Origin of the sequence: Bacillus canaveralius (genome assembly GCF_002860125.1) — a bacterium.
Taxonomy (GTDB): Bacteria; Bacillota; Bacilli; order Bacillales; family Cytobacillaceae; genus Bacillus_BJ; species Bacillus_BJ canaveralius.
In genome coordinates this window covers 15,386-41,574 of sequence record NZ_PGVA01000033.1, presented here as the reverse complement: position 1 = coordinate 41,574, position 26,189 = coordinate 15,386, and the positions used below count along the sequence as shown (strand labels likewise).

27 protein-coding genes are annotated in these 26,189 nt (G+C 44.9%); 13 read left to right on the top strand and 14 right to left on the bottom strand.

Annotated features, from left to right (window positions below; genetic code table 11):
- Nucleotides 1-229 precede the first annotated feature (229 nt).
- The 10 genes from CU635_RS14750 to CU635_RS14705 form a co-directional block, all read right to left on the bottom strand.
- Entirely contained in the window at nucleotides 230-880 is a 651-nt protein-coding gene (locus CU635_RS14750; protein WP_101578142.1) for a TetR/AcrR family transcriptional regulator, read from the bottom strand.
- Between the two features lie 79 nt (nucleotides 881-959).
- On the bottom strand, nucleotides 960-1,985 hold the full coding sequence (locus CU635_RS14745) for an ABC transporter permease (RefSeq protein ID WP_101578141.1): 1,026 nt from the start codon (nucleotides 1,983-1,985) through the stop codon (nucleotides 960-962).
- Entirely contained in the window at nucleotides 1,982-2,707 is a 726-nt protein-coding gene (locus tag CU635_RS14740; RefSeq protein WP_101578140.1) for an ABC transporter ATP-binding protein, read from the bottom strand. The genes CU635_RS14745 and CU635_RS14740 overlap by 4 nt, the downstream gene beginning before the upstream one ends.
- Before the next feature lie 128 nt (nucleotides 2,708-2,835).
- The gene (locus tag CU635_RS14735) at nucleotides 2,836-3,738 is read right to left on the bottom strand and encodes a FixH family protein (RefSeq protein WP_101578139.1); all 903 of its coding nucleotides are present in this window, start codon (nucleotides 3,736-3,738) and stop codon (nucleotides 2,836-2,838) included.
- Nucleotides 3,722-4,411: an ABC transporter ATP-binding protein gene (locus CU635_RS14730; RefSeq protein WP_101578138.1), complete on the bottom strand. Its 690-nt coding sequence runs from the start codon at nucleotides 4,409-4,411 to the stop codon at nucleotides 3,722-3,724. The genes CU635_RS14735 and CU635_RS14730 overlap by 17 nt, the downstream gene beginning before the upstream one ends.
- A complete protein-coding gene (locus CU635_RS14725) occupies nucleotides 4,408-5,205 on the bottom strand; it encodes an ABC transporter permease (protein ID WP_101578137.1) in 798 nt (265 codons plus the stop codon). The genes CU635_RS14730 and CU635_RS14725 overlap by 4 nt, the downstream gene beginning before the upstream one ends.
- Nucleotides 5,169-6,512: a nitrous oxide reductase family maturation protein NosD gene (gene nosD, locus CU635_RS14720; protein ID WP_180956618.1), complete on the bottom strand. Its 1,344-nt coding sequence runs from the start codon at nucleotides 6,510-6,512 to the stop codon at nucleotides 5,169-5,171. Before nosD ends, CU635_RS14725 begins: the two co-directional genes overlap by 37 nt.
- Nucleotides 6,509-7,084 (bottom strand): hypothetical protein, encoded by a 576-nt coding sequence (locus CU635_RS14715; RefSeq protein ID WP_308303538.1) that lies wholly within the window; start codon nucleotides 7,082-7,084, stop codon nucleotides 6,509-6,511. Before CU635_RS14715 ends, nosD begins: the two co-directional genes overlap by 4 nt.
- A 57-nt stretch (nucleotides 7,085-7,141) precedes the next feature.
- On the bottom strand, nucleotides 7,142-9,016 hold the full coding sequence (gene nosZ, locus CU635_RS14710) for a Sec-dependent nitrous-oxide reductase (RefSeq protein ID WP_101578135.1): 1,875 nt from the start codon (nucleotides 9,014-9,016) through the stop codon (nucleotides 7,142-7,144).
- A gap of 21 nt (nucleotides 9,017-9,037) precedes the next feature.
- Nucleotides 9,038-9,505, bottom strand: coding sequence for a cytochrome c family protein (locus tag CU635_RS14705; protein ID WP_101578134.1), 468 nt, complete (start codon nucleotides 9,503-9,505; stop codon nucleotides 9,038-9,040).
- Nucleotides 9,506-9,733: 228 nt separating this feature from the next.
- On the opposite strand from CU635_RS14705, the gene CU635_RS14700 reads away from it, so the two are divergent.
- Both CU635_RS14700 and CU635_RS14695 read left to right on the top strand, forming a co-directional pair.
- Entirely contained in the window at nucleotides 9,734-10,477 is a 744-nt protein-coding gene (locus CU635_RS14700) for a Crp/Fnr family transcriptional regulator (protein WP_101578133.1), read from the top strand.
- A gap of 173 nt (nucleotides 10,478-10,650) precedes the next feature.
- Nucleotides 10,651-11,142: an SRPBCC family protein gene (locus CU635_RS14695; RefSeq protein WP_245917486.1), complete on the top strand. Its 492-nt coding sequence runs from the start codon at nucleotides 10,651-10,653 to the stop codon at nucleotides 11,140-11,142.
- A 32-nt stretch (nucleotides 11,143-11,174) separates the two neighbouring features.
- On the opposite strand, the gene bshB2 is transcribed toward CU635_RS14695, so the two are convergent.
- From bshB2 to pdxK, 3 genes are all read right to left on the bottom strand, one after another.
- Nucleotides 11,175-11,843 carry a bacillithiol biosynthesis deacetylase BshB2 gene (gene bshB2 / locus CU635_RS14690; RefSeq protein WP_101578132.1) on the bottom strand — a complete coding sequence of 223 codons (669 nt, stop codon included), beginning with the start codon at nucleotides 11,841-11,843 and terminating at the stop codon, nucleotides 11,175-11,177.
- A 31-nt stretch (nucleotides 11,844-11,874) separates the two neighbouring features.
- The gene (locus CU635_RS14685; RefSeq protein WP_101578131.1) at nucleotides 11,875-12,222 is read right to left on the bottom strand and encodes a YojF family protein; all 348 of its coding nucleotides are present in this window, start codon (nucleotides 12,220-12,222) and stop codon (nucleotides 11,875-11,877) included.
- Nucleotides 12,223-12,439: 217 nt separating this feature from the next.
- Nucleotides 12,440-13,258: a pyridoxine/pyridoxal/pyridoxamine kinase gene (gene pdxK / locus CU635_RS14680; RefSeq protein WP_101578130.1), complete on the bottom strand. Its 819-nt coding sequence runs from the start codon at nucleotides 13,256-13,258 to the stop codon at nucleotides 12,440-12,442.
- Nucleotides 13,259-13,630: 372 nt separating this feature from the next.
- Between pdxK and fdhD the strand changes: the two genes are divergently transcribed.
- The 11 genes from fdhD (at nucleotide 13,631) to CU635_RS14625 (ending at nucleotide 25,440) form a co-directional block, all read left to right on the top strand.
- Nucleotides 13,631-14,398 (top strand): formate dehydrogenase accessory sulfurtransferase FdhD, encoded by a 768-nt coding sequence (gene fdhD / locus CU635_RS14675; protein WP_101578129.1) that lies wholly within the window; start codon nucleotides 13,631-13,633, stop codon nucleotides 14,396-14,398.
- Between the two features lie 47 nt (nucleotides 14,399-14,445).
- Nucleotides 14,446-17,424: a formate dehydrogenase-N subunit alpha gene (fdnG, locus tag CU635_RS14670; RefSeq protein WP_101578128.1), complete on the top strand. Its 2,979-nt coding sequence runs from the start codon at nucleotides 14,446-14,448 to the stop codon at nucleotides 17,422-17,424.
- Between the two features lie 2 nt (nucleotides 17,425-17,426).
- Nucleotides 17,427-18,245: a 4Fe-4S dicluster domain-containing protein gene (locus tag CU635_RS14665; RefSeq protein ID WP_101578127.1), complete on the top strand. Its 819-nt coding sequence runs from the start codon at nucleotides 17,427-17,429 to the stop codon at nucleotides 18,243-18,245.
- The gene (locus tag CU635_RS14660) at nucleotides 18,238-18,915 is read left to right on the top strand and encodes a formate dehydrogenase subunit gamma (RefSeq protein WP_101578126.1); all 678 of its coding nucleotides are present in this window, start codon (nucleotides 18,238-18,240) and stop codon (nucleotides 18,913-18,915) included. The genes CU635_RS14665 and CU635_RS14660 overlap by 8 nt, the downstream gene beginning before the upstream one ends.
- Before the next feature lie 101 nt (nucleotides 18,916-19,016).
- On the top strand, nucleotides 19,017-19,820 hold the full coding sequence (locus tag CU635_RS14655) for a formate dehydrogenase accessory protein FdhE (RefSeq protein WP_101578125.1): 804 nt from the start codon (nucleotides 19,017-19,019) through the stop codon (nucleotides 19,818-19,820).
- A 20-nt stretch (nucleotides 19,821-19,840) separates the two neighbouring features.
- Nucleotides 19,841-20,464: a molybdenum cofactor guanylyltransferase gene (gene mobA / locus CU635_RS14650; protein WP_101578124.1), complete on the top strand. Its 624-nt coding sequence runs from the start codon at nucleotides 19,841-19,843 to the stop codon at nucleotides 20,462-20,464.
- Nucleotides 20,461-21,690, top strand: a complete 1,230-nt coding sequence (locus CU635_RS14645; protein WP_101578123.1) for a molybdopterin molybdotransferase MoeA — start codon at nucleotides 20,461-20,463, stop codon at nucleotides 21,688-21,690. The genes mobA and CU635_RS14645 overlap by 4 nt, the downstream gene beginning before the upstream one ends.
- Nucleotides 21,691-21,702: 12 nt before the next feature.
- Nucleotides 21,703-23,625: a molybdopterin biosynthesis protein gene (locus tag CU635_RS14640; RefSeq protein ID WP_101578122.1), complete on the top strand. Its 1,923-nt coding sequence runs from the start codon at nucleotides 21,703-21,705 to the stop codon at nucleotides 23,623-23,625.
- 31 nt (nucleotides 23,626-23,656) lie between these two features.
- Nucleotides 23,657-24,121 (top strand): molybdenum cofactor biosynthesis protein MoaE, encoded by a 465-nt coding sequence (locus tag CU635_RS14635; protein ID WP_101578121.1) that lies wholly within the window; start codon nucleotides 23,657-23,659, stop codon nucleotides 24,119-24,121.
- Nucleotides 24,114-24,347: a molybdopterin converting factor subunit 1 gene (gene moaD / locus CU635_RS14630; RefSeq protein WP_101578120.1), complete on the top strand. Its 234-nt coding sequence runs from the start codon at nucleotides 24,114-24,116 to the stop codon at nucleotides 24,345-24,347. Before CU635_RS14635 ends, moaD begins: the two co-directional genes overlap by 8 nt.
- A 73-nt stretch (nucleotides 24,348-24,420) precedes the next feature.
- Nucleotides 24,421-25,440 (top strand): thiazole biosynthesis adenylyltransferase ThiF, encoded by a 1,020-nt coding sequence (locus CU635_RS14625; protein WP_101578119.1) that lies wholly within the window; start codon nucleotides 24,421-24,423, stop codon nucleotides 25,438-25,440.
- 336 nt (nucleotides 25,441-25,776) lie between these two features.
- Here CU635_RS14625 and CU635_RS14620 read toward each other — a convergent pair whose 3' ends face one another.
- Nucleotides 25,777-26,109 (bottom strand): YflT domain-containing protein, encoded by a 333-nt coding sequence (locus CU635_RS14620; RefSeq protein WP_101578118.1) that lies wholly within the window; start codon nucleotides 26,107-26,109, stop codon nucleotides 25,777-25,779.
- Between the last annotated feature and the right edge of the window lie 80 nt (nucleotides 26,110-26,189).

Here is a 26,189-nt window from a genome sequence, read left to right as displayed (position 1 = left end):
GGTTCGGACAGGGCAAGGCCAAAAAAGCGAAATCCAGTCAGAAAGCGGGTCTGGTTCGGACAGAGCAAGGCCAAAAAAGCGAAAACCAGTCAGAAAGCGGGTGTGTTCGGACACGCAAGGCAAAAAAAGCACAAGCCAGTCAGAATGCGGACCAAGGGACAGATAAAGTTTTAATAATTTATGCTTTAACTGGAGTAAAAGGCCCGGATCGCACAGATCCGGGCCTTTACTATCTAGGTGATAAGCCATGCATAATAAACTGGATGGTCCGCTCAATCTCTAAATCATCTTCCCAGTCCTCTTCAGGAAACAGCAGGTAGCGCCCGATTATATAACCGAATATTGTTGATGCTGTAAGCCGGACTACACTGTAAGGAGGGAGATCGATGATTTGCCCTTCAGCCTGGCAGTAATGGATAAGCTCAGTGAATCGTTCGTAAACCTTTTCTGCTAAGTGCTCTTTAAAAAGTTTCTTTAATTCTGGATGGAAAGGTATTTCCTGGAAGAGGATCTTGAAAAGCGCCAAATTATTTTTAAAAAATATGACCCTGTTTTCGATCATCGCCCTTAAAAAATCTTCATAGTTCTCATATCTTGTATTCAGAACTTTATTTAAATCGTTGATCACAAACGGAGCGATAAATTTGGCCATCATCGGAACAACAATTGACAATAACAAGTCTTTTTTTGTTTTATAATGCCGGAAAATCGTTCCTTCCGCAACACCAGCTTTCTTGGCAATCTCGCTCGTTGAAGTGGCGGCAAAGCCTTTTTCTGAAAAAGACTCAATCGCGGCGGCGATGATTTTTTTTTGTTTGTCCGTTAAACCATCCTTTTCCTCTTCAAAAAATTCTTCAATGATAGAATCCTGGTCCGACATTTTTTGCTCCCTCATCCGTTATTTGTCCATTAAACAACATTGTAAAGGAATTCATTTTAAAAGTGAATCAGAGTTGATTTTATATTTTACGGTATCTTTTCAATGTAATGATGTTCAAGAACATAAATAGGATAGAGAATCCGGCCAGCACTAGTAAATCTATATAAATCTCACCGAGCCCATACCCGCGCACCATGACGTCCCTTAAAGCATCAGCTGCATAAAATAGGGGCGTGAAAGGGCCAATCCAGCTTAACCAATCAGAAATGGTCTCTAAATTAAATAGACCGGAAAAGAAAATTTGCGGAACGACGACGATTGGAATAAACTGAATCATTTGCAGCTCATTGTTTGCAAAGGCCGATAATAAAATTCCGAGTGTAAGTGCTGATAAAGATAAAATAAGGGTAATCAATAGCACGTATAAGAAGGATCCTTCCATCATCATATTTAAGACATAAATCGCATACCAGGCGATGATTCCCGCCTGCAGCATCGTGAAGATCCCGAAGCCAAGGACGTAGCCAACGACAATTTCCCAGCGTCGGAGTGGACTGGATAGAAGCCTCTCCAATGTCCCGGTTGTTCTTTCGCGCAGAAAAGAAACACCGGCGATCAAAAAAACAAAGAAAAAAGCGAAGAAACCAAGCAGCACGGGGCCAAAATAATCAAACTGTCCCATTTCACTGGAGCCGTGGTAATAATCAACCTCCGGTTCAGGTGCGCCATCTTGCTGGAGAGGTTTAAGCGCCCTATTCATCCACTTCATAACAGCTCCATTTACGCTCGGGTCACTTCCTTCAACAACGACAGAAGGTGTTTGCCCATCGAGTTTTAGATATCCATCTATTTCTTGTTCCGATAAATCTGTTTTTGCCTGTTTAGTAGACTCATATTCTGATATTTTGGCATCTTCCAAGTCCATTTGATTGATAACTTGTTCGGGAAAGCCAACCAACCCGATTTTCGGAGTGTAATCATCACCATTAAAGACAAGATGAAGCATTGATAATATTAAGATCGGGGCTAAAATCATCAACGCCATCGTCCGCTTATCACGCAAAAATTGCCGCAAAATTCTTATCACTAATGCACCGATTCTCACGATTTTGCACCTCCATAGCTTAAAAATGCTTCTTCGATAGTGGCAGTCCCCGTATTGGCTTTTAATTCTGCCGCAGATCCAACCGCAATCAGCCGTCCCTCGCGAATCATTCCGAGTCGATCACATTTTTCCGCTTCGTCCATGACATGGGTCGTGACGATAATGGTCGTTCCTTTTCTTTTAAGCGCATAAAAGCTTTTCCAAACATTTTTTCTTAATACAGGGTCAATGCCGACAGTCGGTTCATCGAGTATGAGCAGCTCGGGTTCATGAAGCAATGCAATCGCGAGCGACAAGCGGCGCTTCATCCCCCCGGAATAATTGGATACGAGCTTTGTCATGTGTTCTGACAGCTGAACGATTTCCATTACTTCATTCATTCTTTGTTGGCGCTCACGCCCTTTTAAACGATAAAGAGAAGCGAAAAACTCGAGGTTTTCCTTTGCTAACAGTTCACCATACAGCGCATCGGACTGAGCCATATACCCAATCCTTTCAATCAGGGACAATGACGGCATTTTTTGATTGAAAATAAAATTACTTCCTTCTGTTGGAGTGTCAAGACCCACTAACTGCTTTACGAGTGTTGTCTTTCCTGCCCCAGAAGGATCAAGAAACCCAAAAATTTCACCCATTTTGATATCCAGGTTAATATCGGCGAGCACTTGCTGATTTCCAAAAGACTTGGAAACATTCTGGATCGATATAATGTTCTTTTCCATACGAAGATCATCTCCTTTACGAAAGTGAGTAATCACTCATTTTTATTTTAAAATGAAATGACTTATTTGTAAAGTGAGTAATCACTCACTCGTTAAAAAACAAAAAAATGCCCAAAGGCATTTTTTTGTTATAAAAACTCAATCTCCATCGAATTAACCTGTGAAACAAGCAATTCTTCGTATTGTTTCTGTGCAAGGTATTGGATTTCTTGCTCGCTGGCTTTAGGGTTTTCTTTCGTTACTCTTTCAATCAAATCCTGCTGAACCTTTTGCGAGAGAACGATCAGTTCGTATTGCGTCCGTTCGGTATCCCAAAATTTATCTTCGCCAAAGTCATTGATTAACTTTTGTGCTGCTTCCGATTGTTGATATTGCTCCCGGACTTGGTCAATCTCAGCCTTTACTTCATCCGGGGCAGCTTCATGCCCCTTTTCAAGCGCAAGCAGCGCCATGGAACGAAGGCGGATGATTTGTGTCAACAGCTGGTTTTGGTCTTCATTCAACTTTTCCTGGGCATCCCAATAGGCCATTGCCTCTTCCAAAGCTTTTCCTTTATATTTTTCATTATCAGCTTCGCGGCTGATTTCGATATGAAGCTTGTTAATAAAACGGTAAAACTCGAGGTCATCATTGGTGATCCACTCACCGTTTAAGGTGGCAACTCCCTTGGCGCCCTTCACTTCATATTGAACGACTTTCTCCGTTTCTTTGCCGTCCTTTTCCATCGTAAATACGATTTCCCACTTGCCTTCCATTGGCAGTTCCGCCTCGCCGGCATAAATGCCATCTTCCTTTTCGGCAAGGGCAATATCGAAGCTGCCGTGATCCATATTAACCATCGAAAGAGCGGCCGAGACCTTCAATCCTTCGACTGCTTTATCTCCATCGGTTACCTTGATCTCAAACGGGACCGCTTTTTCTTTTGAAAAATAGAGCGGCTTTGTAAAATTCACCTCCCAATCATTACTTTCACTGCAGCCGGATAACAGGATCAAGAGGAAGATGATCAATCCGCTAAACAACTTTTTCATTATCGTAATCCCCCAATCGTTGTGCCTTCATAAATTCAGTTACCGTATACTTTTTAATGATGCTGTTTTCCAAGAATGCGACATGCGTACATACCTGCCTAATCTCATCGAGGTGATGGGATGAAAGGAGGATCGTTTTCCCGGACAGGGATTTCAGCACCTCGAGAATTTCTTGTCGTCCCATCGGATCTATCCCGCTCGTTGGTTCATCAAGAATAAGAATATCTGCATCCTGATAAAGTGTAATCGCAAGGCCGAGCCGCTGCAGCATTCCTTTTGAATACTGCTTTACCTTAGTATCGCGGTCGTCCCAAAGGTTCACTGCTTTTAGCGAAATTTCAATTTCCGCCACATCAGGCTTTCCGCTTGCCGTCCCGGCGAAAAACAACATATTTTCCATGCCTGTTAAAGCAGGATAGAGCATAAATTTTTCGGGAAGAAAGGCAATTTCGTTTTGGAATGTCCGCTTCTTTCCCGTCCGGGTTATATCGTTAATTTTCACCGTTCCCTGTTTAACAGGGAGGAGGCCGAGCAGGCTATTGATAAATGTTGATTTCCCGGCTCCATTTCTTCCGACAAGCGCACAAATCTCACTCTTTTCAATCCGCAGGTCGATATCGGCAAGGACGATTTTTTTGCCAAATCCCTGGGTTAATCCGGTTACTTCAATCATTCATATCCCTCCTTGCGGTGCATCGTAACGGAGGCTGTCATAGAAATTGTCAGCCAGATCACCAGATTTGCTGTTAAAAAGATTGCGGGTTTCGTCCATAGAAACGATTCAAACAGTTTGGACATATGCCCGGATGAGTAGACGCCAAGCCCTGACTCAAGGTAAACGCGCACAGCTTGAATCGGGTTTAGAAAAAAGGCGGCCGAAAAGAGTTTGATATTTTCATAGGATACGTCAGGGAGCAGCGAGAGCAGGACGATATCGTGTAAGAAGAAAAAATAAAACCAAATAAGAACGGTAAAGCCAACAATTTGGATTTTCGACCTGCCAATGCTGCCAACAAAGGCGCCAATTTGTGTGAATACGATCATTAAGCTGAGAACAGCAATGATAAAGGTTAAATAGGCGCTGAAATCGGGTTGAAAATAAATTTTCAGCGGCAGTAAATAGACAAATAACCATATCAATATCAAGCCGGTTAATACAACTTGAATGGCCACGCTCTTTTTAACGAGAAACGTGAAATAGCTTTCCTGTTTGGAGAGCAGCATGATCATTGTTTTTTGTTCTTTTTCCTGATAAACAGAAAAGGCACTGAAAAACAGGCAGAGTACGGGAATTACATAAATAAGTGCATCAAACAGGTTGATCAGGAGGACGTAAAAACCCTGGTCGAATGAAAGAACAGAAGACTGGATCAGCAAGGCGGCCGAAAGCAGAACAATGATGATACCAGCCAGCCAGAATCCTTTTCCTCTTAAGCTTTCCTTCCATTCCTTCCAAATGTAATACATAGTCGATTTCTCCCTCTTATTAAAATCAGCAGAGCAATCACTGCGGCGAAAATGAGCCAACCCTTTTGAAACTCTTTGTTTGTGGTTTGCACAAGCGGATAGTGGTCTTCAAACATTTTGTCATTTTTTTGTAAAAGGCCGTTGATTCTGTCGAACAGCTTTATTGCCGGGCTTTTTAAAAATAAATAGGTTAATTCTTGATCTTCGATTTGTTCATAAAGTGAAGAATAATAGGAAACCGGCTGATCGCCAATCCCGTTTTGGTCCAAGTCAGCTAACGGAAACTGCGATCCCCAATCGTTTCCTGTTCCATCGGCATTCCATGAATTATCGGCGCTCCCGCCCAGGGTGAGCGCAGGAATGGAATTACCGTGAATTTGATTCTTTGAAAAAACCTGTTCGCTTGAGCTGGCCCACAGTTCAATACCAATTTGATTTTGGATGATGCGGTTATTGGTAATCATGTTTCGTGACGATTGATCTATATATAACCCTCTTTGATTCAGATAGAAAGTGTTATTCTCAATTTCATTGTCGTTAGCTGATAAAATCAGCAAACCGAAGGACCGGTGGCCATAGTTGAAAATAAATTCGTTGTTGGTCAGTGTCAGGCGGTTGGAATTCATCACCGCGGCACCGCCGCTATTTAGGGTAAAGATGTTGCCTTTAAAAATATTATCATCAGAGTACATATAGTGGAGCCCGTATCGTGTTTCACTAATATGATTGTTAATGGTTCGGTTATTGTTTGCATAGTCAAAAAACATTCCGTCCCTTGAGCCTGAGATCCGGTTGTTTTCAAATATATTGTTATTTGAGTAATAAACATGGAGGCCATTGCCCTGTCCGGCAATTTCCCCGTTTCCGCTGCCGGAAATGACGGAGTTTTTGATCGTATTATGATCTGCTTTGCTTAAATAAACGCCGTGATACGAATTTTTAACCGTTAAATTGTCCAATACATTGTGATCTGAATAGATTTTAACGGCAGCATATTCCTCGGCTGAGTTTCGATTCATGCTGCTTCCACTAACAGTAAGATCGTGTAATTCAACTCCAGAGGCATGAATTGAAACAACATTTCCTGTGCCGTCCCCTTTAATGCTCGTTCGAGTCGAACCGATCAGCGTCAGCGCCTTGGAAATTGTGATATTGCCTTGGTAAGTTTTATTTTCCAGCTGAAGGACGGCGCCTTCTTCAGCTGAATCAATCAGCGCCTGTAGATCTTCTGCGGCTGCAGCCCGATCATCAGGCCATCCGAATAGGACAATGGCGGTCATAAAGAAAAAGGCGATCAGCTTTCTCATCTTCGGCGATCCTTCCATAAAGGAATCACAATCAGAATAAACGCCGCCATGATCAGGTATGATCCTATCCCTAGATAGCTCGTTGTAATAAAGTTGGCAATCTGGTTTTCTCCTAACATAGGCGGGACAAAAGGATCTACTTTAATCGGAGCCGTCGGGCTTAAGTTCGTACCAAAATTGTTAAGCCAGCGGTATAAATCGTAAACACCAAGCAATCCGCCCACCATGAAGACGGCGATCAGCCCATAGAGGATTGATTTTCTGCGCAGCAATGCTGTTGCCAGCGTTAAAATCGCCAGGCCGCCGATTATATAAGCTAAATAGCTTAACTCAGGAAAGTTTTCTTCACTGAATTCGGCCATTCCGATGTAATGATTGAGTCCGTTGACAATGTCAATTTGTCCATCCAGTTTATTTGGATAGACGATGATATTCAATCCTTCCGGATATTGCGGAGCAAAGAACTCCATTCTCCACCACGGAAAGAAAATTGAAGCAGCGACCAGTATTGCCGCACACACAACAAACAGTGATGAGATTCCGGATAATCGCTGTTGTTTCAGGGTAATCACACCTTTCTGAAAACGGGATAAGGGTATCCAAGTGTCATTAGATACCCTTTTCCTGGTTTAGTTCTTCGGTTTTACAAGAAAGTAACCGGTCATTTCCTGATGCAGGGCCGAGCAGAAATTCGTACAATAGAGCGGGAATGTTCCGGCTTTATTGGCCGTAAATTCGATTGTATTGGTCTGTCCAGGCTGCACTTCAATATTCAGGTCATAGCCGTTAATCGCGAAACCGTGAGTGATATCCTGATCGAAATCGATGTTGGTTAAGTGGATAAGCACTTTATCCCCTTCGTTAACCGCGATTTCATCAGGGCGCTCTGCTTTTGCATCAAAGATAAATTTGGAACGCATCGCAATTCCATAAACGTGTACTTCATTGCCGTTTCGGACAATTTTCGTATCCTCCTGTTTATAAACGGCATCTTTATTTTTCTCATCCTTTGGATAAACGGAGATCGTTTTAATTTTGTCGGCTTTGATCATCTGTGCATAGTGCGGCTCAGGGTTTACTGGAGCCGATTGAATGACCTCCATCTTCTTGCCGCGTAAATCAATCAGCTGCATTGATTCAGGATGGGAAGGACCGACGGAGAGATAGCTGTCCTTGGCAATTTTATTTAATGCGACAATATATTTTCCATCAGGAGAAACAGAATCGCCTTCGGCTGCGGCAGCATGCCCGGGTGAATATTGGACAGGGACGCGGTCTAATGTCTCTCCTGTAGCCGGATCCCATTTGACGATTTCAGAGGAGATGAACATCGTTGTATAGGCCAATCCTTTATCATCAAACTGGGTATGGAGCGGCCCAAGCGCATTTTCCGGGTTGACTTCTCTTTCCATGACAGATTCATATTTCAGGACCGGAATACCATTGCGTTCCTCGGCAAAATCACCCTTTTCAATCGCTGCGAACGCTTTTTCAAAGGAAAAAACAGTCATCGCAGGTGCGAGTTTGCCTGACGCAATAAAGTATTTACCGTCTGGCGTAACATCGACTCCGTGAGGCGATTTCGCTACAGGGACTAAATAAATTCCGCCTTTATGCTTTTCCGGGAAAATCATTTTTTGTCCGGTTACTTCGTCGTACTGTCCGTCCTTGACCTTCTGTTCAAGCTCTTTCCAGTTAAACAGAACGATATAATCGCGATCCGCCTGGGAGGCGTTGATTTCAAGGTTTGTTGTCGCTTCTTCGGTATTGTAAGTCGTCAAGACAGCCCAATCAGCCGATCCCTTTTTCCCGGCATCCGATAGATCATAAGACCAAGGCGGCAGAGCCACCTGATAAGCAATGTTCAACTTTTCACTGCTCTGGTCAAATGTGACTGCTGACATAACACCGCGGTACTTCTCGCTGTATTCATCAAGAGGTGCGTACTCTCTGCCAATCGGTACGGCAAAACGGGTCGGCAGGAACATGTACTCGGTGTTTTCAGTTACAAATGCTGCACAGTGAGGGCCGCTGGTATTTGGAACATCGATAATATCTTTTGTTGTAAACGTTTCCAAATTCATCGCGGCTGCACGGCTGTTGCCTACATCTGTGGCAAACATATATTTTCCGTCATATTCACCCTTCGTTTCGGAAAAAGCCGGGTGATGGAGGTCGCCCCATGTGTAATCGCCGAGCATTTCTTTCGTATGAGTATCCCAGCCATAACCGGTTGCTGAATCTTTGGAGAATACCGGAATCGTCCGAATATGGCGCATCGAAGGCACCCCGTAAATAAACATTTGACCGGAATGGCCGCCGGAGGCGAACAAATAATACTCATCTTTTTTGCCAAAAGGTACATACACCTTTTCAGCATTGCTATTATTATTGCTGTCATTTGTTGCTTCGCTGCGCGGTCCGGGTGAAAAATCAGCAAAGAATACCATCGCCGCCATAAAACCAGCTATTAGCCCCGTAACGGCAGGAATCCACTTTTTCATTCAGGCTGCACCACCTTCATCTTATTTTTCTGAAGCTTGTTTCAATAATTCTGCAATCTGGCTGATTTCTTCGTCTGTTAATGGGTTGCCACTAATGACACCCGACATAACAGCCGACGTTGGCTCTTTTAAAAACTCTTCGAGCGGTTTTCCATGCTTTCCTTCAACATTATTGAAAGCCTGGGATAAATCAGGGCCTGTTGCTCCGCCTTTAAGATCAAGAGAAGCTGCGGAGTGGCACCCAAGACAGCCTTTTGTTTGAAGGATATTACCTTCTGCTGCAACGGTTTCCGCCTCCTTGTTACCCTCGCTGTCCGGATTGCTGTTCGCGGCATTATCGCCTTCACTCGATGCCTCTTCCTGCTGCTCGGTCGGGGCTGTCGATTCAGGCGTATCCGTCGTTTTTCCGGAAAACACATCAAACACTAAATAACCGAGTCCAAGCCCCAATAATGCAAATATAACGAAACTGGCTGCCGCTTTTTGCATTGCTTTCCCCCCTTTATGTTTCTACAGTTTTTATCCTATCTCGTTACCTTCGTGGGCAAAGTGATAGAAAGCACAGTTTACAGGGCCGATTGTGAAACTTCTGTGACGTACAAAGCGATCAAACTGACATGCTGCATGGACACTGATCGTGATAAATCTCACTTTCTAAACATCCAGACTTGGCTAGAATGAAAAGGATAAGGAAATTGGTCGAAGGGGGTAGACAGAATGACCAATTATAAAGAAAGAATACAGTCCAGCCATGCAGTCCGGCCAACGGATATTGAAGATTTTTTGAGGAAAATAGAAGTGTTTAAAAATTTTCCGAGACAATCAATCCAAGTGATAGATAAGCAGATTATCAAGAAAAGCTATAAAAAAGGCGAGCAAATTATTTCCGAGTATGATGAAGCACAAGGGGTGTTTTTTGTTCATTCCGGAATCGTAAAATTAACGAAGCAGGACGAAGAAGGCAACGAGATCATCGTCTGTATGAAAAAGAAAGGGGATATTTTTGCCGAAGCTTGTCTATTCAACCAGGCGGGGAGTCATTACCCGGCCACAGCGAAAATGGTCAAGGATGGTGAAATTTCTTTCTTAAATACGGTTGATTTAGAATATGAGCTGATGTTGTCCCCGGAGCTTTCTATTGAAATTATCCGCTATATGAGCGCGGAGCTTCGCGAAATGATTTCGATTATGAGGGACCTTGCTCTGTTGGATGTTTATACAAAAACGTTAAAAACGCTCGAAAGGCTTGCCGCAAAATTTGGTGCGACCCGCTGTAATCGCATGCATATAGAACTGCCCATTACTGTCCAGGAGTTTGCTTCTCTCGTAGGAACATCGCGGGAAAGTGTCAGCCGCGTTTTCTCCAAGCTTAGAAAGGATGGCATTATCGATGTGCGCAGTAAAGAAATCGTTATCATTGACTGGTGCCGGTTTTGCTCATTGTTTCATTCGCGGTTATAGCAGTATATACTTTGGTGCAGCTTAATATTAATCTTTGAATACACCGTTCTATTTTTCGCCGCCAATCAATCCTGACACGGAACTCTTGTCAGGACTTTTATTTTTTTAGCAAAAAGTTTGCACAACTGTGCCGGTATGTCACAATCGGGTATAATATAAGCAGATAACTGACAGTGCTCATTCAGCGCGTTGACAGCAATAAAGGAGAAATTGTCCAAATGGCTGATTTCCAAACAAGTATTACGATCGACAAGCCTTTAAACGAAGTATTTGCTTTTATGGTCAATCTGGAAAACTCCCCGGACTTTATGCCGAACCTCATAAAGTCGGAAAAAATAACCGATGGGCCGATAAGCGCCGGCACCAAGTATTTGGAGACAAGATATATCAGCGGGCGGCAGACGGTGGCGGAGGTTGTTTTCACCGAATTTAACGAGAACCGGTCATATACGGTCAAAAGCGAGACAAACGGGCTCGGCGTCGTCTTCGATTATAACTTTCAAGAAGTGGACGAAGCGACCCGGATAGAATTCGCCGCAACTATTGAGACGAGCGGCTTCATTATGAAGCTGACGAAACCGCTGCTAGTCAAAATGATTAAACGTGAAGACGGCAACCAGCTTCAGTATTTAAAAGATGTAATGGAAGAAAATAAAACAAATTAAAAAAGAGCCGGCCGGCTCTTTTTTAAATTTGACTATTTAAACTTGTAAATCCAAAACCGCTCGTTATTAATCCATGCCAACGCTTGCGGATCGTTATGCTTTAGCTTTTCTTCCATTTCTGCAGCCATCAGTTGCGTTTGGGACCGATGTGCTTTTATCGTCTCGATTTTGATATCGGCGACTTTGCTTACATCGTTGATGATGTCAGCCTGGCCGAGTTCTTCAACACAATTGTTTGAGAAAGCTACACAGTGAAGCTTCGGGCGGCTGGCCGCAGGTATTTTTTCGAGGGCACGAACGACTGCTGCCCCGGACGCGTCATGATCCGGATGTACCGAATAGCCTGGGTAAAACGTGATCACTAGCGATGGATTTAATTCATCAACCAGAGATGTAATCATGTCTGTCAGCTTTGTTTCATCCTCAAATTCAACCGTTTTATCGCGCAGACCCATCATTCTCAAATCGGCAATCCCAAGGACTTTCGCCGCATTTTGAAGCTCTTGCTTACGAATCAACGGAAGTGTTTCCCGCGTTGCAAATGGGGGGTTCCCCATATTCCGCCCCATTTCGCCGAGCGTCAGACATGCATAAGTTACCGGGGAACCTTGTCGGACATGGGTGGCAATCGTTCCGGACACACCAAATGCTTCATCGTCCGGGTGCGGGAATACGACAAGTACGTGTCTTTCTTTTTCCATTAGATACATTCCTTTCTGGGCGGTAATCGCTCTATTCAAAAGGAGACTGGCTAATTTGCAGGGCAACAGCCAGCTTCCCGTTCGCATCATGACCGGCCATTAACAAACGGTCTGCGCCATCGAATTCATAGTGGGTAATTCCTTCCGCATATACCCAGCCGTACTCAAGCTTCAAGCCGACACGGAATGGCCCGGGTCCAGTTATCCTCCCGTGTTCATACTGAATTTTCGCATTGCGGATATATGCTCCCGCCGAGAAAAACGATTGGTCAACATGGGAAGCGTATGCTCCGTTTGTCGTCTCCATATGGACAAACACTGGTTTGTTGGCAAAGTGATCAATCGCTTTCTGGACTTCTTCTTGACTGACAACCTCCACGTGTACTCCCCCTTTCAAAAAAACTCCTCAATATAAGCTGTATATAAAATCATCATTTTAAACGCGAGTGCTACTTTATATTACTAAATAATAGAGAGAATTGCGAAGCAGCCGCTTTTGAAACATGATTGCTTAGCGCTTCTTTATGTAATAACAATTATCTCAAAAAACAGGGCCACATAAACGGCCCTGTCTGACTTACTGATTTTATCTGTGTTCAGTGTTTTCCTGCGCCAAAATGACGGTAGGCTCCGTGCATTGTCGGCCCAACATATTGGTTCAGCTGGAACCCGTGGCTGATCGCTGCAGTGATAAAGTCTTTCGCCACTGCAACTGCGTCAGGAACCGATTTTCCCTTTGCCAGTTCAGCCGTAATTGCTGAGGAATAAGTACAGCCCGCACCGTGCGTGTAGGTGGTTTCAATCCGTTCAGTTTCGTAAAGCGTAAAGTCCGAACCGTCAAAAAGAAGATCAACCGCTTTTTCATGCTCCAGCTTGCTTCCACCTTTGATCAGGACGTATTTCGCCCCTAGTTCGTGGATTTTTAGAGCCGCTTCTTTCATATCGTCAACCGTCTTGATCGGGCCTGTCTTTGCAAGCTGCCATGCTTCAAACAGGTTGGGAGTGACAACCGTTGCCCGCGGCACTAAAATGTCACGCAAAGCTTCTGCAGTCTCCGGATGCAGCACTTCATCTTCCCCTTTGCAAACCATTACAGGGTCGATCACCACGCCCGTAAACTGGTTCTCATCGATGGTCTTTGCAGCCAGTTCAATAATCTCTACCGAACCAAGCATTCCTGTTTTCATCGCATCAAGCCCGACGGAAAGTATCGTTTCGAGCTGCGCTTCAAGCGTCTTGATGTCAATCGGAAAAACATTGTGGTGCCAGTCGTTTTTCGGATCCATGGTCACAATCGTCGTTAACGCGGTCATCCCATACACACCGAGCTCCTGGAATGTTTTTAAATCCGCCTGGATTCCGGCACCGCCGCTCGAATCCGATCCGGCAATCGTTAGTACTTTTTTCATACCCATCTGTTTATGTTCCTCCTTGGAGATTATAGATCATCGCATGTCTTATAGAAATTATAACAATAACAGGGAATATCACAATAAATTCATACTACCGGCTTGCAGTTTTTGAGAAAACTCTAAGATAAGCGGTCACAAAAAATTAACACTGATTAAGAGATTTTGTCACGTTTGCGACAAAATTTTTTTTGTTCTTTTTCATTAAGACCATGTTAATCATGCGTAAAAATCGTTTTTTCTCATTTTGACTATAAAAATACTGCGTAATTATCCATTGTGACAAATGTCGCAGATTGTTTGTTTTTAAGTCTCTTAAAATGAAAGAGGGGAGAAGGTGTTTTTACCTGTATTCTAAAGAGTCTAAGGGGTGGAAGTATGAACGGGAAAGGCTGTCCTGAAGAATATCCGATTACCCTTATCGTCAATGGTAATGAGATAGCTGTATTCCAGCTGACTAACCAGGATCTTGAAGATTGGGTATACGGTTATTTGTATTCAGAGGGATTGATTGAGTCGGCAGATGATATTGAAGAAGTTCAGATCAATGAAGAAACGCTGACACTGTATGCCTCACTGAACAATGAGTTTGCAGAAGAAGCTTTTTTTACAAAAAAGAAACACTATACCGCAGGCTGCGGCAGAGGTGTAACTTTTTTTTCAATGACAGATGTGAAGAAGTTTGAAAAAGTTCATTCTTCTGTCACATATCACTTAAGCTACTTACTTAAAAAACAAAGTGAATTCGCCCGAAACTCACCTTTGTATCTGCAAACAGGCGGTATGCACGGGGCATGCCTTATTGAGGCGGACGGGAAGATCACGATCCGCGAAGACATAGGGCGCCACAACGCTGTCGATAAAATGATTGGTCATGCACTAAGAAAGCGCTTAAATCCAGAAGAGCTCATCTTGCTGACGACCGGAAGGATTTCGTACGAAATGCTTTCAAAAGCAGCGCGATTTGGTTTTGCAATAATCGGTTCGCGAACGGCTGCCACAAAGCAGGCTGTCCAGCTCGCCAAGTTCTTAAATATAGAAGTAGTCGGCTATTTGCGGGGGAAAATGGCGATTCCTTATACTTCATGTGGCCGCATTATTAAAGATTTACGGGAAGTTACTGATGGGGGTTCATCCAATTTTTAGGATTAATTAATAGATGTTCTATTCAAGTAAGAAGAGGGGGATTGTAAATGGAGTTTACTAGAAGGCAATTTTTAAAATTGTCCGGTGCAATGGCAGCTACGATTGCAGTAGTGGAACTTGGCTTTGATGACAAAAAAGCCTGGGCAGATTCGAAGCAATTTAAGATTGCAGAGCTGAAGCCGACACCGACGATTTGCCCATACTGCGGGGTAGGCTGCGGGATTCTTGTTTATTCGCAAGGGGACGATGTCATCTATACAGAAGGGGACCCCGATCATCCGATCAACGAAGGGAGCCTTTGCAGTAAAGGGACAACGGTCCGCCAGGTTTATACTTCGGACCGCAGGATGAAAAAACCGCTGTACCGTGCGCCCGGAAGCAGCAAGTGGGAAGAAGTCGATTGGGATTGGGCGTTGAACCGCATCGCTGAAAAAACGAAGGAAACGCGGGATCGCACGTTCAAAACGAAAGAAAATGGCTTGACTGTCAATAAAACGGAAGCGATCGCAAGCCTTGGCGGTGCAGCTCTGGATAATGAGGAAACTTATTTAATCGGCAAACTGCTGCGGGCCGGTTTAGGATTAACCTATATTGAACACCAGGCCCGAATATGACACAGCTCAACGGTTGCCGGTCTGGCACCAACATTGGGTCGAGGAGCAATGACAAATCACTGGAACGATCTTCAGCATACCGATGTGGCAATGATTATCGGTGCGAACCCTGCTGAAAATCATCCGATCAGCATGAGATGGATTTTAAAAGCAAAACAAAAAGGCGGAAAAGTAATTTCTGTCGATCCGCGCTATACACGGACATCAACGCAGGCAGATGTTTATGCACCATTACGTTCAGGTGGAGATATCGCCTTTATTGGCGGATTGATCAATTATATTCTTGAAAATAATCTATTCCATAAAGAATATGTGGCAGCCTATACGAATGCCTCTTTAATCGTGGCCGACAGCTACTCGTTTGATGATGGATTATTCAGCGGCTATGATCAATCAACAAGAAGCTATGATAAAAACAAATGGACATTCAAAAAAGGTCCGGATGACAAGTATTTAAGGGATGAAACGCTTCAGGACCCCCACTCTGTCTTCCAGCTGTTGAAAAAGCATTATTCGAGATATGACATTGACACAGTGACGGCTGTAACCGGGACACCGAAGGATGCATATTTGAAGGTAGCTGAGACATTCGCGTCAACCGGAAAGCCAGGCAAAGCGGGAACGATTATGTATGCGATGGGAGCAACCCAGCATACGGTTGGGACGCAAAACGTACGGGCGTATACGATTTTACAGTTGCTGCTTGGCAACATCGGTGTACAGGGCGGTGGCATCAATGCGATGCGCGGCGAGTCAAACGTCCAGGGGTCGACCGATTTTGCACTGCTTTACAATAACGTAAACGGTTATATGGAAGTTCCGACAGCCGCGCCAGAAGAAGCGACCTTAAAGGGTTTTCTTGAAAAGGTAACTCCAAAGGCGGGTTACTGGACAAATAAACCGAAATTTTATGTCAGTATGCTGAAAGCTTACTACGGGGATAACGCCAATCAGAATAATGAGTTTGGCTATCAGTATTTACCAAAGCTGACACCGAAAAAAGATTATTCGCATATGAAACTATTCGAAGCGATGTATAAAGGCGAGCTTGAGGGCTTGTTCCTGTTCGGCACAAACCCCGTTGTCGGCGGACCGAACGCAGGCAAAGAAAAAGAGGCACTGAGCAAATTGAAATGGATGGTCGCGATCGACCTTTGGGAAACGGAAACATCCGCCTTCTGGCAAAAAGAGGCTGGATCTGATCCGGCTTCGATTCAAACCGAAGTTTTCCATCTGCCTGCCTGCTCGTCTTTTGAAAAAGAAGGGTCGATTACAAACAGCAGCCGTTGGATGCAATACCGCTGGCAGGCAATTAAACCAAAGCATGAATCAAAAGCCGACCTGGAAATTGTTCATATGCTCGCAACGCGCATCAAGGCATTGTACAAAAACAGCACCAATCCGGCAGACGAGCCAATTAAAGCAATGACCTGGGATTATGGGCATGGCGACCATCCCGACATTGATCTTGTATGCCGCGAAATCAACGGGTATGATATGGCAACGAAAAAGCTGGTGCCGGGCTTTGCGAAACTCGCTGATGATGGATCTACTTGCAGCGGCAACTGGATATACAGCGGTTTTTATCCTGAAGAAGGAAAAAATCTCGCAAAGAGCCGCGATAATAAAGATACGGGCATGGGCAACTTCTTAAATTGGTCGTTTGCATGGCCGGCGAACCGGCGGATTCTGTATAACAGGGCATCAACCGATCCGAGCGGCAAGCCGTGGTCAAGGGACAGGGTAGGAATTTACTGGGATGCTTCGAAAAATCTATGGACAGGAAACGATGTTCCCGATTTCACGAAAGACCGCGCTCCCGATGCAGCAGGCGGAAAAGATGCATTCTTTATGTTGCCGACTGGCCTTGGCGGGATATTTGCCGGGGTGAACGAAGGGCCGTTCCCTGAACATTATGAACCGTTCGAAAGCCCGATTCCAAACGCTTTCTCAAGTATACAGCTAAATCCTGCCGTGAAATTTGGCTTGGAAGAACTGAATCCTAAGGGCGATCCAGCGAAATACCCGTATATTGCGACAACGTACCGGGTTTCTGAGCACTGGCAGTCCGGATCGATGACCAGGAACCAGGAATGGCTCTCAGAGCTGATGTCCCACATGTATATTGAAATCAGCGAGGAGCTTGCCAAAGAAAAAGGGATAAGCAATAAGGACAAAATTATTGTGTCTTCAGCCAGGGGTGAAATCGAGGCTTTCGCGATGGTGACAAAACGCTTTAAGCCTTATACCTTGCAAGGCAAAAAGGTGCACCAGATTGGAATGCCATGGCATTTTGGCTACAAGGGTATCGTCACCGGTGAGACGGCCAATCGCCTGACTCCTCATATTGGTGATGCTAATACGAATATACCGGAATATAAAGCATTCCTGTGCGATGTAAGGAGGGCGTGATCATGGCAGATTACATTAAATTCGTCGATGTGACGAAATGCGATGGGTGCCGGGCTTGCATGGTAGCGTGCAAAAACTGGAATGACCTTCCTGCAGAATTTGAAGACTTTCAAGGAAGCTATCAATCTCATGAAAAGATAACAGCAAACACGTGGAACGTCCTGACCTTCAACGAACAGGAAAATTCTGATGGCGACTTTGACTGGCTATTCCGGCATTCATCCTGCCTGCACTGTGTTCAGGCGGCCTGTGAAAAAGCCTGTCCGGAGGATGCGATCAGCCATACCGAATTTGGTTCGGTCGTGATTGACGCAGACAAGTGTGTAGGCTGTGGATACTGTGTGCAAAACTGTACGTTTGATGTAGTAAAGCTGGCAACCTATCAAGATAAGAATGGCAAGGAATACAAAAAAGCACAAAAATGTACGCTCTGTACGGACCGGCTTGAGCAGGGCCTACAGCCAGCCTGCGTAACAGCCTGTCATACAGAATGCCTCATTTATGGGGACAAGGCAGAGATTTTAGCAGAAGCTGAAAAACGTCTTGCTAACATCAAGGAGCGCTATCCGAATGCAAATATTTATAATCCGCAAGGAATTGATGGAACGATGACGGTTTATTTACTTGCAGATAAACCGGCTGTTTACGGTCTTCCTGAGGATCCGAAAATCCCGCTTTCACAGGTGGTTTGGAAAGATTATGCACAGCCAATCGGGAAAGCGATGCTTGGCGCGACAACAATGGCGGTTATCGGGGCAGTCATTTCGAACTCGTTTTTGAAAAAGAAAGATCCTGAACAGGGAGGCCATGACCATGACTAAGAATAATCAAAAAATGGTAAAGCGTTTTAGCAAGCCGGTTATTATTGCCCACTGGCTAAATGCAGGAGCCTTCTTTCTTCTTTATCTAACGGGCCTGCCTATGTACACCGAATTGTTCGACTGGGTCTATGTTGTTTTTGGCGGGCCGGCGGGAGCAAGGCTGGTCCACCGGATTGGCGCAGTCCTGTTTATTCTGCCGGTTGTCTATATTTTGTTGGCCGACCCAAAAAGCTTTTTTTACTGGATCAAGCAGATCCTGACCTGGAAGTCTCATGACTTTCAATTCTTTCTTCAGTTTCCGAAAGAGTTTTTCGGCGGACATGCGAAAGTTCCGAAGCAGGACTTTTATAATGCCGGTGAAAAGCTCAATTCATTGCTGGCGATTATAACCACGATCATGTTAATGGGTTCCGGGTTCATTATGTGGTTCCCAGCTTATTTTTCTCAAAGTATGATTATGTGGGCATACCCGCTTCACAATATCGGCTTGGGACTGTCGATTGCTGTCGTCGTTGGCCATATCTATTTATCGGTCGGCCATCCCAATTCCCGTGTCTCTCTGCGCGGGATGACAAAGGGAGACATCCCCGAAACATATGCAAAAGACCATCACGGCCGCTGGTACGATGATCTGAAGCAAGATGGGTCACCAAAGAAAAAGCAGGCGTAACAAAAAACGATAATCTATCAAAAACAATTCATCGACAACAGGGAAGGTGCTGCCCGCATGGGCGGCCCTTCATAGTTATTAGAAAGAAAAGAGGGGTAACGATGGGAAAAACAAATGTGCTGACAGCCGATTATGAACAGCTCCAGACTGATATTATTACCTTGCATGAACAGTGGCTCGAGCGGATATCCGAAAATCAAATGATTGCGGAGCCGCATCCAGCAAAATATGAATACCCGGTAATTCCCGGATTGGCACTTTCGATAAACTACCAACAATATAAACAGTTTATAATAGAATTATTGGATCTCCTTAACAGCAAGCAGCCGCAAACGATGGAGGCGGCAAAGGGCCTTCCTGCTCTTTTAACAGAGGAAATGGCAGAGTCCTGGTTTCATCAGGCAATTTCAATGAACAGCTTTTATTTTGAAAAATTTTCATCTGAATATAATATTCCGCAATGGCTGCCTTTTTTTGCAGCGGAGCATGCTGTGCGCCCTTATTTACAGAAAGCTGCCGCTGAGCTTCGTGAGCAGCTGAAATTGGCTGATCATTCACATGGCTGCCCGGCATGCGGAGAGCCGGCCCGGCTTGCCGTCATCGGGAAAAAAGGAAAAAAAGAGCTAACTTGCCCGCGTTGCTGCTATAGTTGGGAAGAAAAGAAAATCAGCTGTGCCCAGTGTGGAAATGACGATCATGATCAAATGCTCATACTTAAAATTGAAGATGATGAAAGTATGCAAATTCATGTGTGTAAAGCCTGTAATGGGTATACAAAAGTAGTCGATACAAAAAGGCTGCTGAAGAAAGATCACCCTGCAATATTGGACTTGAAGTCGATCCATCTTGATTATATAGCGCAGGAAAGAGGGTATGGGGTTCCCGGTTCTATTGAAACACATTAAAAAGCAATGGGGTGATCGATTTGCAAGCGACCGGAATTATTCTTGCAGGCGGGAAATCAAGCAGAATGGGTACCAACAAGGCATTTTTGGAGGTCGGTAACCAGGCTGTTATCGAACGGATTATTGCCGAGCTTTCGAAAATAGTCAGTGACCTTGTGGTGGTGACGAACCACTTTGCAGAATACCAATCTTTAGGTGTGCCGATGACAGAGGATAACTGGAAAGGAAAAGGGCCGCTTGCAGGGATGGAAGCCGGCCTTTTGGCATCAAAGCATGACAAAAATCTTGTCGTTGCTTGCGATATGCCTTTCATATCAGTTAAACTCGGTCAATTCTTGCTGGAACAGCTTAATCAGTACGAAGCAGCTGTGCCGGAAATAAACAGCCGGCTCCATCCCCTTTTTGCTGCTTACCGCAAAGAGACTGTGCCGTCGATCCAGGAATCATTATCAGAAGATCAGCTCAAAATTAGAAGTTTTCTCCACAGGGTCAATTCCAAAATACTTAAAGAAGATGAACTCTCCGGTCTGGGGCTTGATGGTGCCTCATTATATAATATGAATAATCCTGATGAGTACAGACAAGCTTTACAATTAGCAAAACAATTCAAGCAAGACGGACAAAAAGGCAGCGATCAGCGATGAAATTTTTCCAGGTTAAATCAGTTGAGGAAACCTTCCAGTCAATTCACGAAAATATTCAACCAATTACCGATAAAAAGACTAAGCCGTTATTGGAAGCACTTCATTACGTCTTAGCTGAAGATATATATGTAAAAGAAAATGTCCCGGAATTTCGCCGTTCCTCCGTGGACGGTTTTGCTTGTTTCGCCAGGGACACTTTCGGATCGTCCGAAAGCATGCCGGGGTTTTTAAAATTAACAGCTGAGGTGCAGATGGGTGAGGTACCTCCTTTTCCCCTCAAGCGCGGGGAAGCGATCTATGTTCCAACAGGAGGAATGCTTCCAGAAGGCAGCGATGCAGTGATCATGATTGAAAACTGTGAAAATCTCGATGGCCTGATCAACCTGTACCGCCAAGTCGCTCCCGGGGAGAATGTGATTTCTGTGGGGGAAGACTTAAGTAAAGGTGAGCTTTTGCTTGCTGAAGGAACGATGCTTCGCTCCCAGGAGCTTGGGGCACTCGCATCACAAGGAATAACCGAAGTCGCGGTTTACCGGAAGCCGGTAGTTGCCTATTTGTCTTCAGGGGACGAAATTGTTCCAATTGAAACCAAAGCGGCTGGCTATGGCAAGGTAAGGGACATGAACGGAGTTATGATTGGTGCCAAGGCGGCTGAATGGGGATTGGACTTTCACTATGGCGGCATTGTCAAGGACGATTATCAAGAGCTTGAAAAGAGATTAAGCCAGCTGCTTGAACAGGCCGATTGTTTAGTCATCTCCGGAGGAAGTTCGGTCGGAACAAAAGACTATTCAGCCAGTGTTATCCAATCTCTTGGCGCTCCTGGCATATTTGTTCACGGTATTTCAATCAAACCCGGGAAGCCGACAATTCTTGCAAATGCGAACGGCAAACCGATTATCGGTTTACCGGGCCATCCTGCATCGGCGCTAATCATTTTTGATCTGTTTGGAAAAGCAGTGGTTGCCCGTCTGCAAGGGGAGGGATCTTCAGAAAAACAGCTTATTTATGCAAAAGCAACAAAAAATATCGCATCTACACCGGGCCGCACGGATTACATCCGCGCTTCCCTTTTTCTAAAGGATGGAGAATGGCAGGCAGAGCCTATTCTTGGTAAATCAGGCCTCATCTCGACACTTATAAAAAGTGAAGGACTGATTGAAATTCCTGCACCGAGTGAAGGGGTTCAAAAAGGAGAGACCGTCCCAGTCAGATTATTTAAATAAGGTGTGAGAAGAATGGCTAAACATAACAACTATAAACGAAAAATATATCTCCAGAACACGCCTCGCGAACAGGCAAAAAAGGAATTGCTCGACAAATATGAACCTGACAGGTTAACCGAATATGTAAAAAGTGCAGATTCGCTCGGCCGGGTTACCGCAGAGCCTATTTTCGCCCGTTTTTCGATGCCTCACTTTCATGCAGCCGCGATGGATGGGATTGCAGTAAAAGCTGAAGCAACTTTTTCCGCCCATGAATCAAACCCGGTTCAGTTAAACCGAAGTGAAGACTTTGTCTTTGTTGATACAGGCAATCCTGTTCCTTCGCCTTACAACGCGGTCATTATGATCGAAAATGTCGAAGAAATCGATGAAGAGACTGTCGAAATTATTGAGCCTGCCGCACCATGGCAGCATATTCGCCCGATCGGCGAGGATATTGTCCAGGAGGAGATGCTGTTTCCGCAAGGACATGCAGTCAGGCCGGCAGATATCGGTGCCCTGCTGGCTTCAGGTGCGATTGAAATCCCGGTTATAAAGAAGCCGTTGGTGACAATTATTCCGACAGGAAATGAGCTGGTCCAGCCAGAGCTTGCTCCTGTCCCGGAAAAACTGATCGAATTTAACGGGACGGTTTTTGCCAATTTTATTCGCGAATGGGGCGGAGAGCCTCTGATTGAAAAGATCGTCAAAGATGACCCGTCCCTGATCCGTACAGCGTTATTAACTGCTGTCGCAAGTTCTGATATCGTGGTCATTAACGCCGGATCTTCAGCAGGTTCGCGCGATTACACCGTCCATATTATCGGGGAATTAGGCACAGTATACACGCACGGGGTGGCAACACGCCCGGGAAAACCAGTGATTCTCGGTGAAATTAACGGGACAATCGTCGTCGGTGTTCCGGGGTATCCGGTTTCAGCTTATTTGGCACTTGAGTGGTTTGTCAGGCCGCTCATCTGCAAGCATTTGCACATACATGAACCTGAACGCCCGAAACTGCTGGTCACGCTTGGAAGGCGGATTGTGTCAACAATGGGTGCCGAAGATTTTATCAGGATGAATATCGGTTACGTGAACGGGAAGTATATCGCCAACCCGCTAACGAGAGCAGCGGGCGTAACCATGTCATTTGTCCGCGCCGATGGCATCCTTGTCGTACCCCCAAACCAGCTCGGCTACGAGCAGGGGGAGAGTGTTGAAGTGGAGCTATTTAAGCCGGTAAGCGAAATAGCGGGAGCAATTGTTTTTAATGGCAGCCATGATTTAACGATTGATTTGTTGTCAGCTGCAGTTAAGAAGCACAATCCCCACATGAAAATTGTCTCTTCCCATGTCGGAAGCATGGCCGGTTTAATCGCGATTAAAAAAGGGGAAGCGCATATAGCCGGGACCCATCTTCTTGACCCGGAAACAAAACAATACAACCTTCCTTATATTAAAAGATTCCTGCCCGGCCATGAGCTTGTTCTCTACCCTTTTCTGAAACGGAAGCAAGGGTGGCTTCTCCCTCCGGGCAATCCACTGTCTATTCAAACGATAAACGATATAATAGAAAAAAAGGCAGACTATGTGAACCGGCAAAATGGTGCCGGTACGAGAGTCCTATTCGATCTTCTTTTGAACGATGCGGGCTTTTCCCCTGAACAGGTAAACGGTTATGATCGGGAAATGTTCTCACATCTGAGCGTAGCAGCAGAAGTCAAAAATAATCTGAACGCTGCAGGATTGGGTATTTACCCGGCTGCAAAAGCAATGGGTCTCGATTTTGTTCCATTATCAGATGAAAGCTATGATTTGCTGATGACGAGAGAGTTTTTTGAAAGTGAACAGGGCAGATGGTTAATCTCGATTATTAAATCAAAGGAATTCGAGGAACAAGTCAACAGAATTGGCGGCTATTCACTGCAAGTGGATGCAAAACCGATTATAATATAAATATCAATCGGCAATGGAAGAGGTGACAATCATGAAATACGAGATGACGAAGGAACCGATTAATATCCAATCGGTTATAGATAAAGTAGTCCAGCGGGAAGCCGGTGCGATCACGACATTTATTGGTACAGTCCGTGAATTCACACACGGCAAAAAAACTCTTTACCTCGTTTATGAATCATATGAGACGATGGCGGTAAAGAAGCTTGAGCAAATTGGCAAAGAGATTGCAGAGCGCTGGCCCGAAGCACAAACAGCGATCACCCATCGGATCGGCCGCCTTGACATTACCGATGTTGCCGTTGTGATAGCAGTATCGACCCCGCACCGGGCAGACGCCTATGAGGCGAACCGTTATGCAATTGAGCGCATCAAGGAAATTGTCCCAATCTGGAAAAAAGAGTATTGGGAAGATGGCGAAAAATGGATTGGCAATCAGCTAGAAACTGTTCAATATCCGGCAGGGGGGCCAGAGGAAGGTGATTTGAATGAATAAAATCCTGTTCTTTGCCCATCTTCGCGATATTGCCGGGGAAGAATCGATTATGTTAAATGTAGCCGGAAAAACGGTGTCCGAGTTAAAAGAAATAATCGCTGAAAAGTACTTAGTCGAAAAGCTCGATACGGTCATGACGGCTATTAATGAAGAATTCGCCAGCAATGAAGAAATCATCTACGAGGGCGATGTGATTGCCTTCATCCCTCCGGTCAGCGGCGGCTAAAACAGTCAGGCAATTTGCCTGGCACAAATAACAAACAAGGAAGCGTCTCGCAAAAATATTGGGAGTTGTTATCATGTCAGAACGGTATTCGCGGCAAGTATTATTTCCTTCGATTGGAGAAGCTGGTCAGCAAAAAATCAGCCAAAAACATGTATTGATTATTGGAGCCGGTGCATTGGGATCAGGAAATGCTGAAACACTGGCACGCGCTGGAATTGGCAGGCTGACAATTGTGGACAGGGATTACGTGGAAGCCAGCAACCTTCAGCGTCAACAGCTATATACAGAAGCAGATGCCGCTGAAAAGCTTCCGAAAGCAGTAGCGGCAGAAAAGCGCCTGAGAGCGATTAACTCCGAAGTGTCAATTCGTTCGATCATTGGTGATGCTACACCGGAAATGCTCGAAGAACTTATCGCGGGAGTCGACTTAATTCTTGATTCCACTGATAATTTTGAAACCAGGATGGCTCTTAATGACATATCGCAAAAATATAATATCCCGTGGATTTATGGTGCATGCGTCAGCAGCTTTGGCATGAGCTTTTCGATATTGCCTGGCCGGACTCCATGCCTGAACTGCTTGCTTAAAACCGTCCCAATTCAAGGACTTACTTGCGATACGGCCGGAATTATTGCTCCTGCGGTCCAGATGGTCATTGCCCATCAGACAGCTGAAGCCCTGAAAATATTAGTTGAGGATTGGGGAGCGATCCGAACCTCGTTTGTCAGCTTTGATTTATGGCGCAATCAATATACAAGCATGAAAATGACAAAGGCGAAAGACAAAGGCTGCCTGTCGTGCGGGGACATAAAAACCTTTCCTTATTTGGAAAGTGAAAACCACACCAAAACAACGGTGCTTTGCGGAAGGGATACGGTACAAATTCGGCCGCCGCACCAACAACAAATCAACTTAAACGACTTGGCAGGCCAGCTTCAACGCCTTGGATACCGTATAAATGGCAATCCATATTTGATTTCGGCTGAAGCGGACGAAAAGCGCATCGTCATTTTTCACGATGGTCGGGCGCTTATCCACGGTACAAAAGATTTATCACAGGCAAAGACCATTTATCAGCGGCTGCTTGGTTAATAGAGATTTGCACAATCAAAAAGCGAGGGATCACAAAACTTTCTTTGTGACCCTCGCTTTTCGATGTCCAGCTCCGACGTACAGGACGTACTAGTGCCGACGTTGCCACAGGACGTGGCGCTCTTAGTCGGCCAGCGCCTAGCCCCTCGAGTCGCTTCGGTCCTGCCAATGAAGTCAAAGAACGACTTCACCGTCAGGCCCTTCGACGTACAGGACGTACTAGTGCCGACGTTGCCACAGGACGTGGCGTTCTTAGTCGGCCAGCGCTTGTCGGGGCTGAACGATAGGAACAAACGGCTTTTGGTTTGTTTCCGCAAGGCGCTTCCGCTTTTCGTTTTAATGAACAGTTTCATCTGAAGCGACAATGACTAGTTTTCCTTTGTCCAATTCCACTTCATATCGATCAGCTTCTGATTGACTTAAACCAAGTGAACGGAATTTTGAACGAAGCTCATCACCGCGAGATTTAAACATATTGCCAACCGAATCAAGCAAGCCTTGCTCTTGTAAACCGACGTCTCCTGTGTCAGTGGCATCGGTCATGTGCTCTGAACGGTTTTTATCGTGGGCGAAAATATAAATATCTTCTTTCGAATAACCTTCTGATTGCAATGCTCCGATCATATCAGTGGCTTGAACACCGTTTTCGACTAATTGTACTTTATACATAAAAAATTCCTCCTTGTCATTAATAGTGGGAAACTTGATGAACTGTTTCCTCGTATAGTATGTTTATAACCGTTGTACAT

What these genes read in the sequence shown, in the direction of transcription:
- pdxK (WP_101578130.1), bottom strand. Translation starts at nt 13,258, where the DNA reads ATGGGTATGAAAAAAGTACTAACGATTGCCGGATCGGATTCGAGCGGC.
- nosD (WP_180956618.1), bottom strand. Translation starts at nt 6,512, where the DNA reads ATGAGAAAGCTGATCGCCTTTTTCTTTATGACCGCCATTGTCCTATTC.
- CU635_RS14640 (WP_101578122.1), top strand. Translation starts at nt 21,703, where the DNA reads ATGGCTAAACATAACAACTATAAACGAAAAATATATCTCCAGAACACG.
- moaD (WP_101578120.1), top strand. Translation starts at nt 24,114, where the DNA reads ATGAATAAAATCCTGTTCTTTGCCCATCTTCGCGATATTGCCGGGGAA.
- CU635_RS14620 (WP_101578118.1), bottom strand. Translation starts at nt 26,109, where the DNA reads ATGTATAAAGTACAATTAGTCGAAAACGGTGTTCAAGCCACTGATATG.
- CU635_RS14660 (WP_101578126.1), top strand. Translation starts at nt 18,238, where the DNA reads ATGACTAAGAATAATCAAAAAATGGTAAAGCGTTTTAGCAAGCCGGTT.
- CU635_RS14705 (WP_101578134.1), bottom strand. Translation starts at nt 9,505, where the DNA reads ATGCAAAAAGCGGCAGCCAGTTTCGTTATATTTGCATTATTGGGGCTT.
- bshB2 (WP_101578132.1), bottom strand. Translation starts at nt 11,843, where the DNA reads ATGGAAAAAGAAAGACACGTACTTGTCGTATTCCCGCACCCGGACGAT.
- CU635_RS14730 (WP_101578138.1), bottom strand. Translation starts at nt 4,411, where the DNA reads ATGATTGAAGTAACCGGATTAACCCAGGGATTTGGCAAAAAAATCGTC.
- fdhD (WP_101578129.1), top strand. Translation starts at nt 13,631, where the DNA reads ATGAACGGGAAAGGCTGTCCTGAAGAATATCCGATTACCCTTATCGTC.
- CU635_RS14635 (WP_101578121.1), top strand. Translation starts at nt 23,657, where the DNA reads ATGAAATACGAGATGACGAAGGAACCGATTAATATCCAATCGGTTATA.
- CU635_RS14750 (WP_101578142.1), bottom strand. Translation starts at nt 880, where the DNA reads ATGTCGGACCAGGATTCTATCATTGAAGAATTTTTTGAAGAGGAAAAG.
- CU635_RS14645 (WP_101578123.1), top strand. Translation starts at nt 20,461, where the DNA reads ATGAAATTTTTCCAGGTTAAATCAGTTGAGGAAACCTTCCAGTCAATT.
- CU635_RS14625 (WP_101578119.1), top strand. Translation starts at nt 24,421, where the DNA reads ATGTCAGAACGGTATTCGCGGCAAGTATTATTTCCTTCGATTGGAGAA.
- CU635_RS14665 (WP_101578127.1), top strand. Translation starts at nt 17,427, where the DNA reads ATGGCAGATTACATTAAATTCGTCGATGTGACGAAATGCGATGGGTGC.
- CU635_RS14700 (WP_101578133.1), top strand. Translation starts at nt 9,734, where the DNA reads ATGACCAATTATAAAGAAAGAATACAGTCCAGCCATGCAGTCCGGCCA.
- CU635_RS14740 (WP_101578140.1), bottom strand. Translation starts at nt 2,707, where the DNA reads ATGGAAAAGAACATTATATCGATCCAGAATGTTTCCAAGTCTTTTGGA.
- CU635_RS14735 (WP_101578139.1), bottom strand. Translation starts at nt 3,738, where the DNA reads ATGAAAAAGTTGTTTAGCGGATTGATCATCTTCCTCTTGATCCTGTTA.
- CU635_RS14725 (WP_101578137.1), bottom strand. Translation starts at nt 5,205, where the DNA reads ATGTATTACATTTGGAAGGAATGGAAGGAAAGCTTAAGAGGAAAAGGA.
- CU635_RS14655 (WP_101578125.1), top strand. Translation starts at nt 19,017, where the DNA reads ATGGGAAAAACAAATGTGCTGACAGCCGATTATGAACAGCTCCAGACT.
- nosZ (WP_101578135.1), bottom strand. Translation starts at nt 9,016, where the DNA reads ATGAAAAAGTGGATTCCTGCCGTTACGGGGCTAATAGCTGGTTTTATG.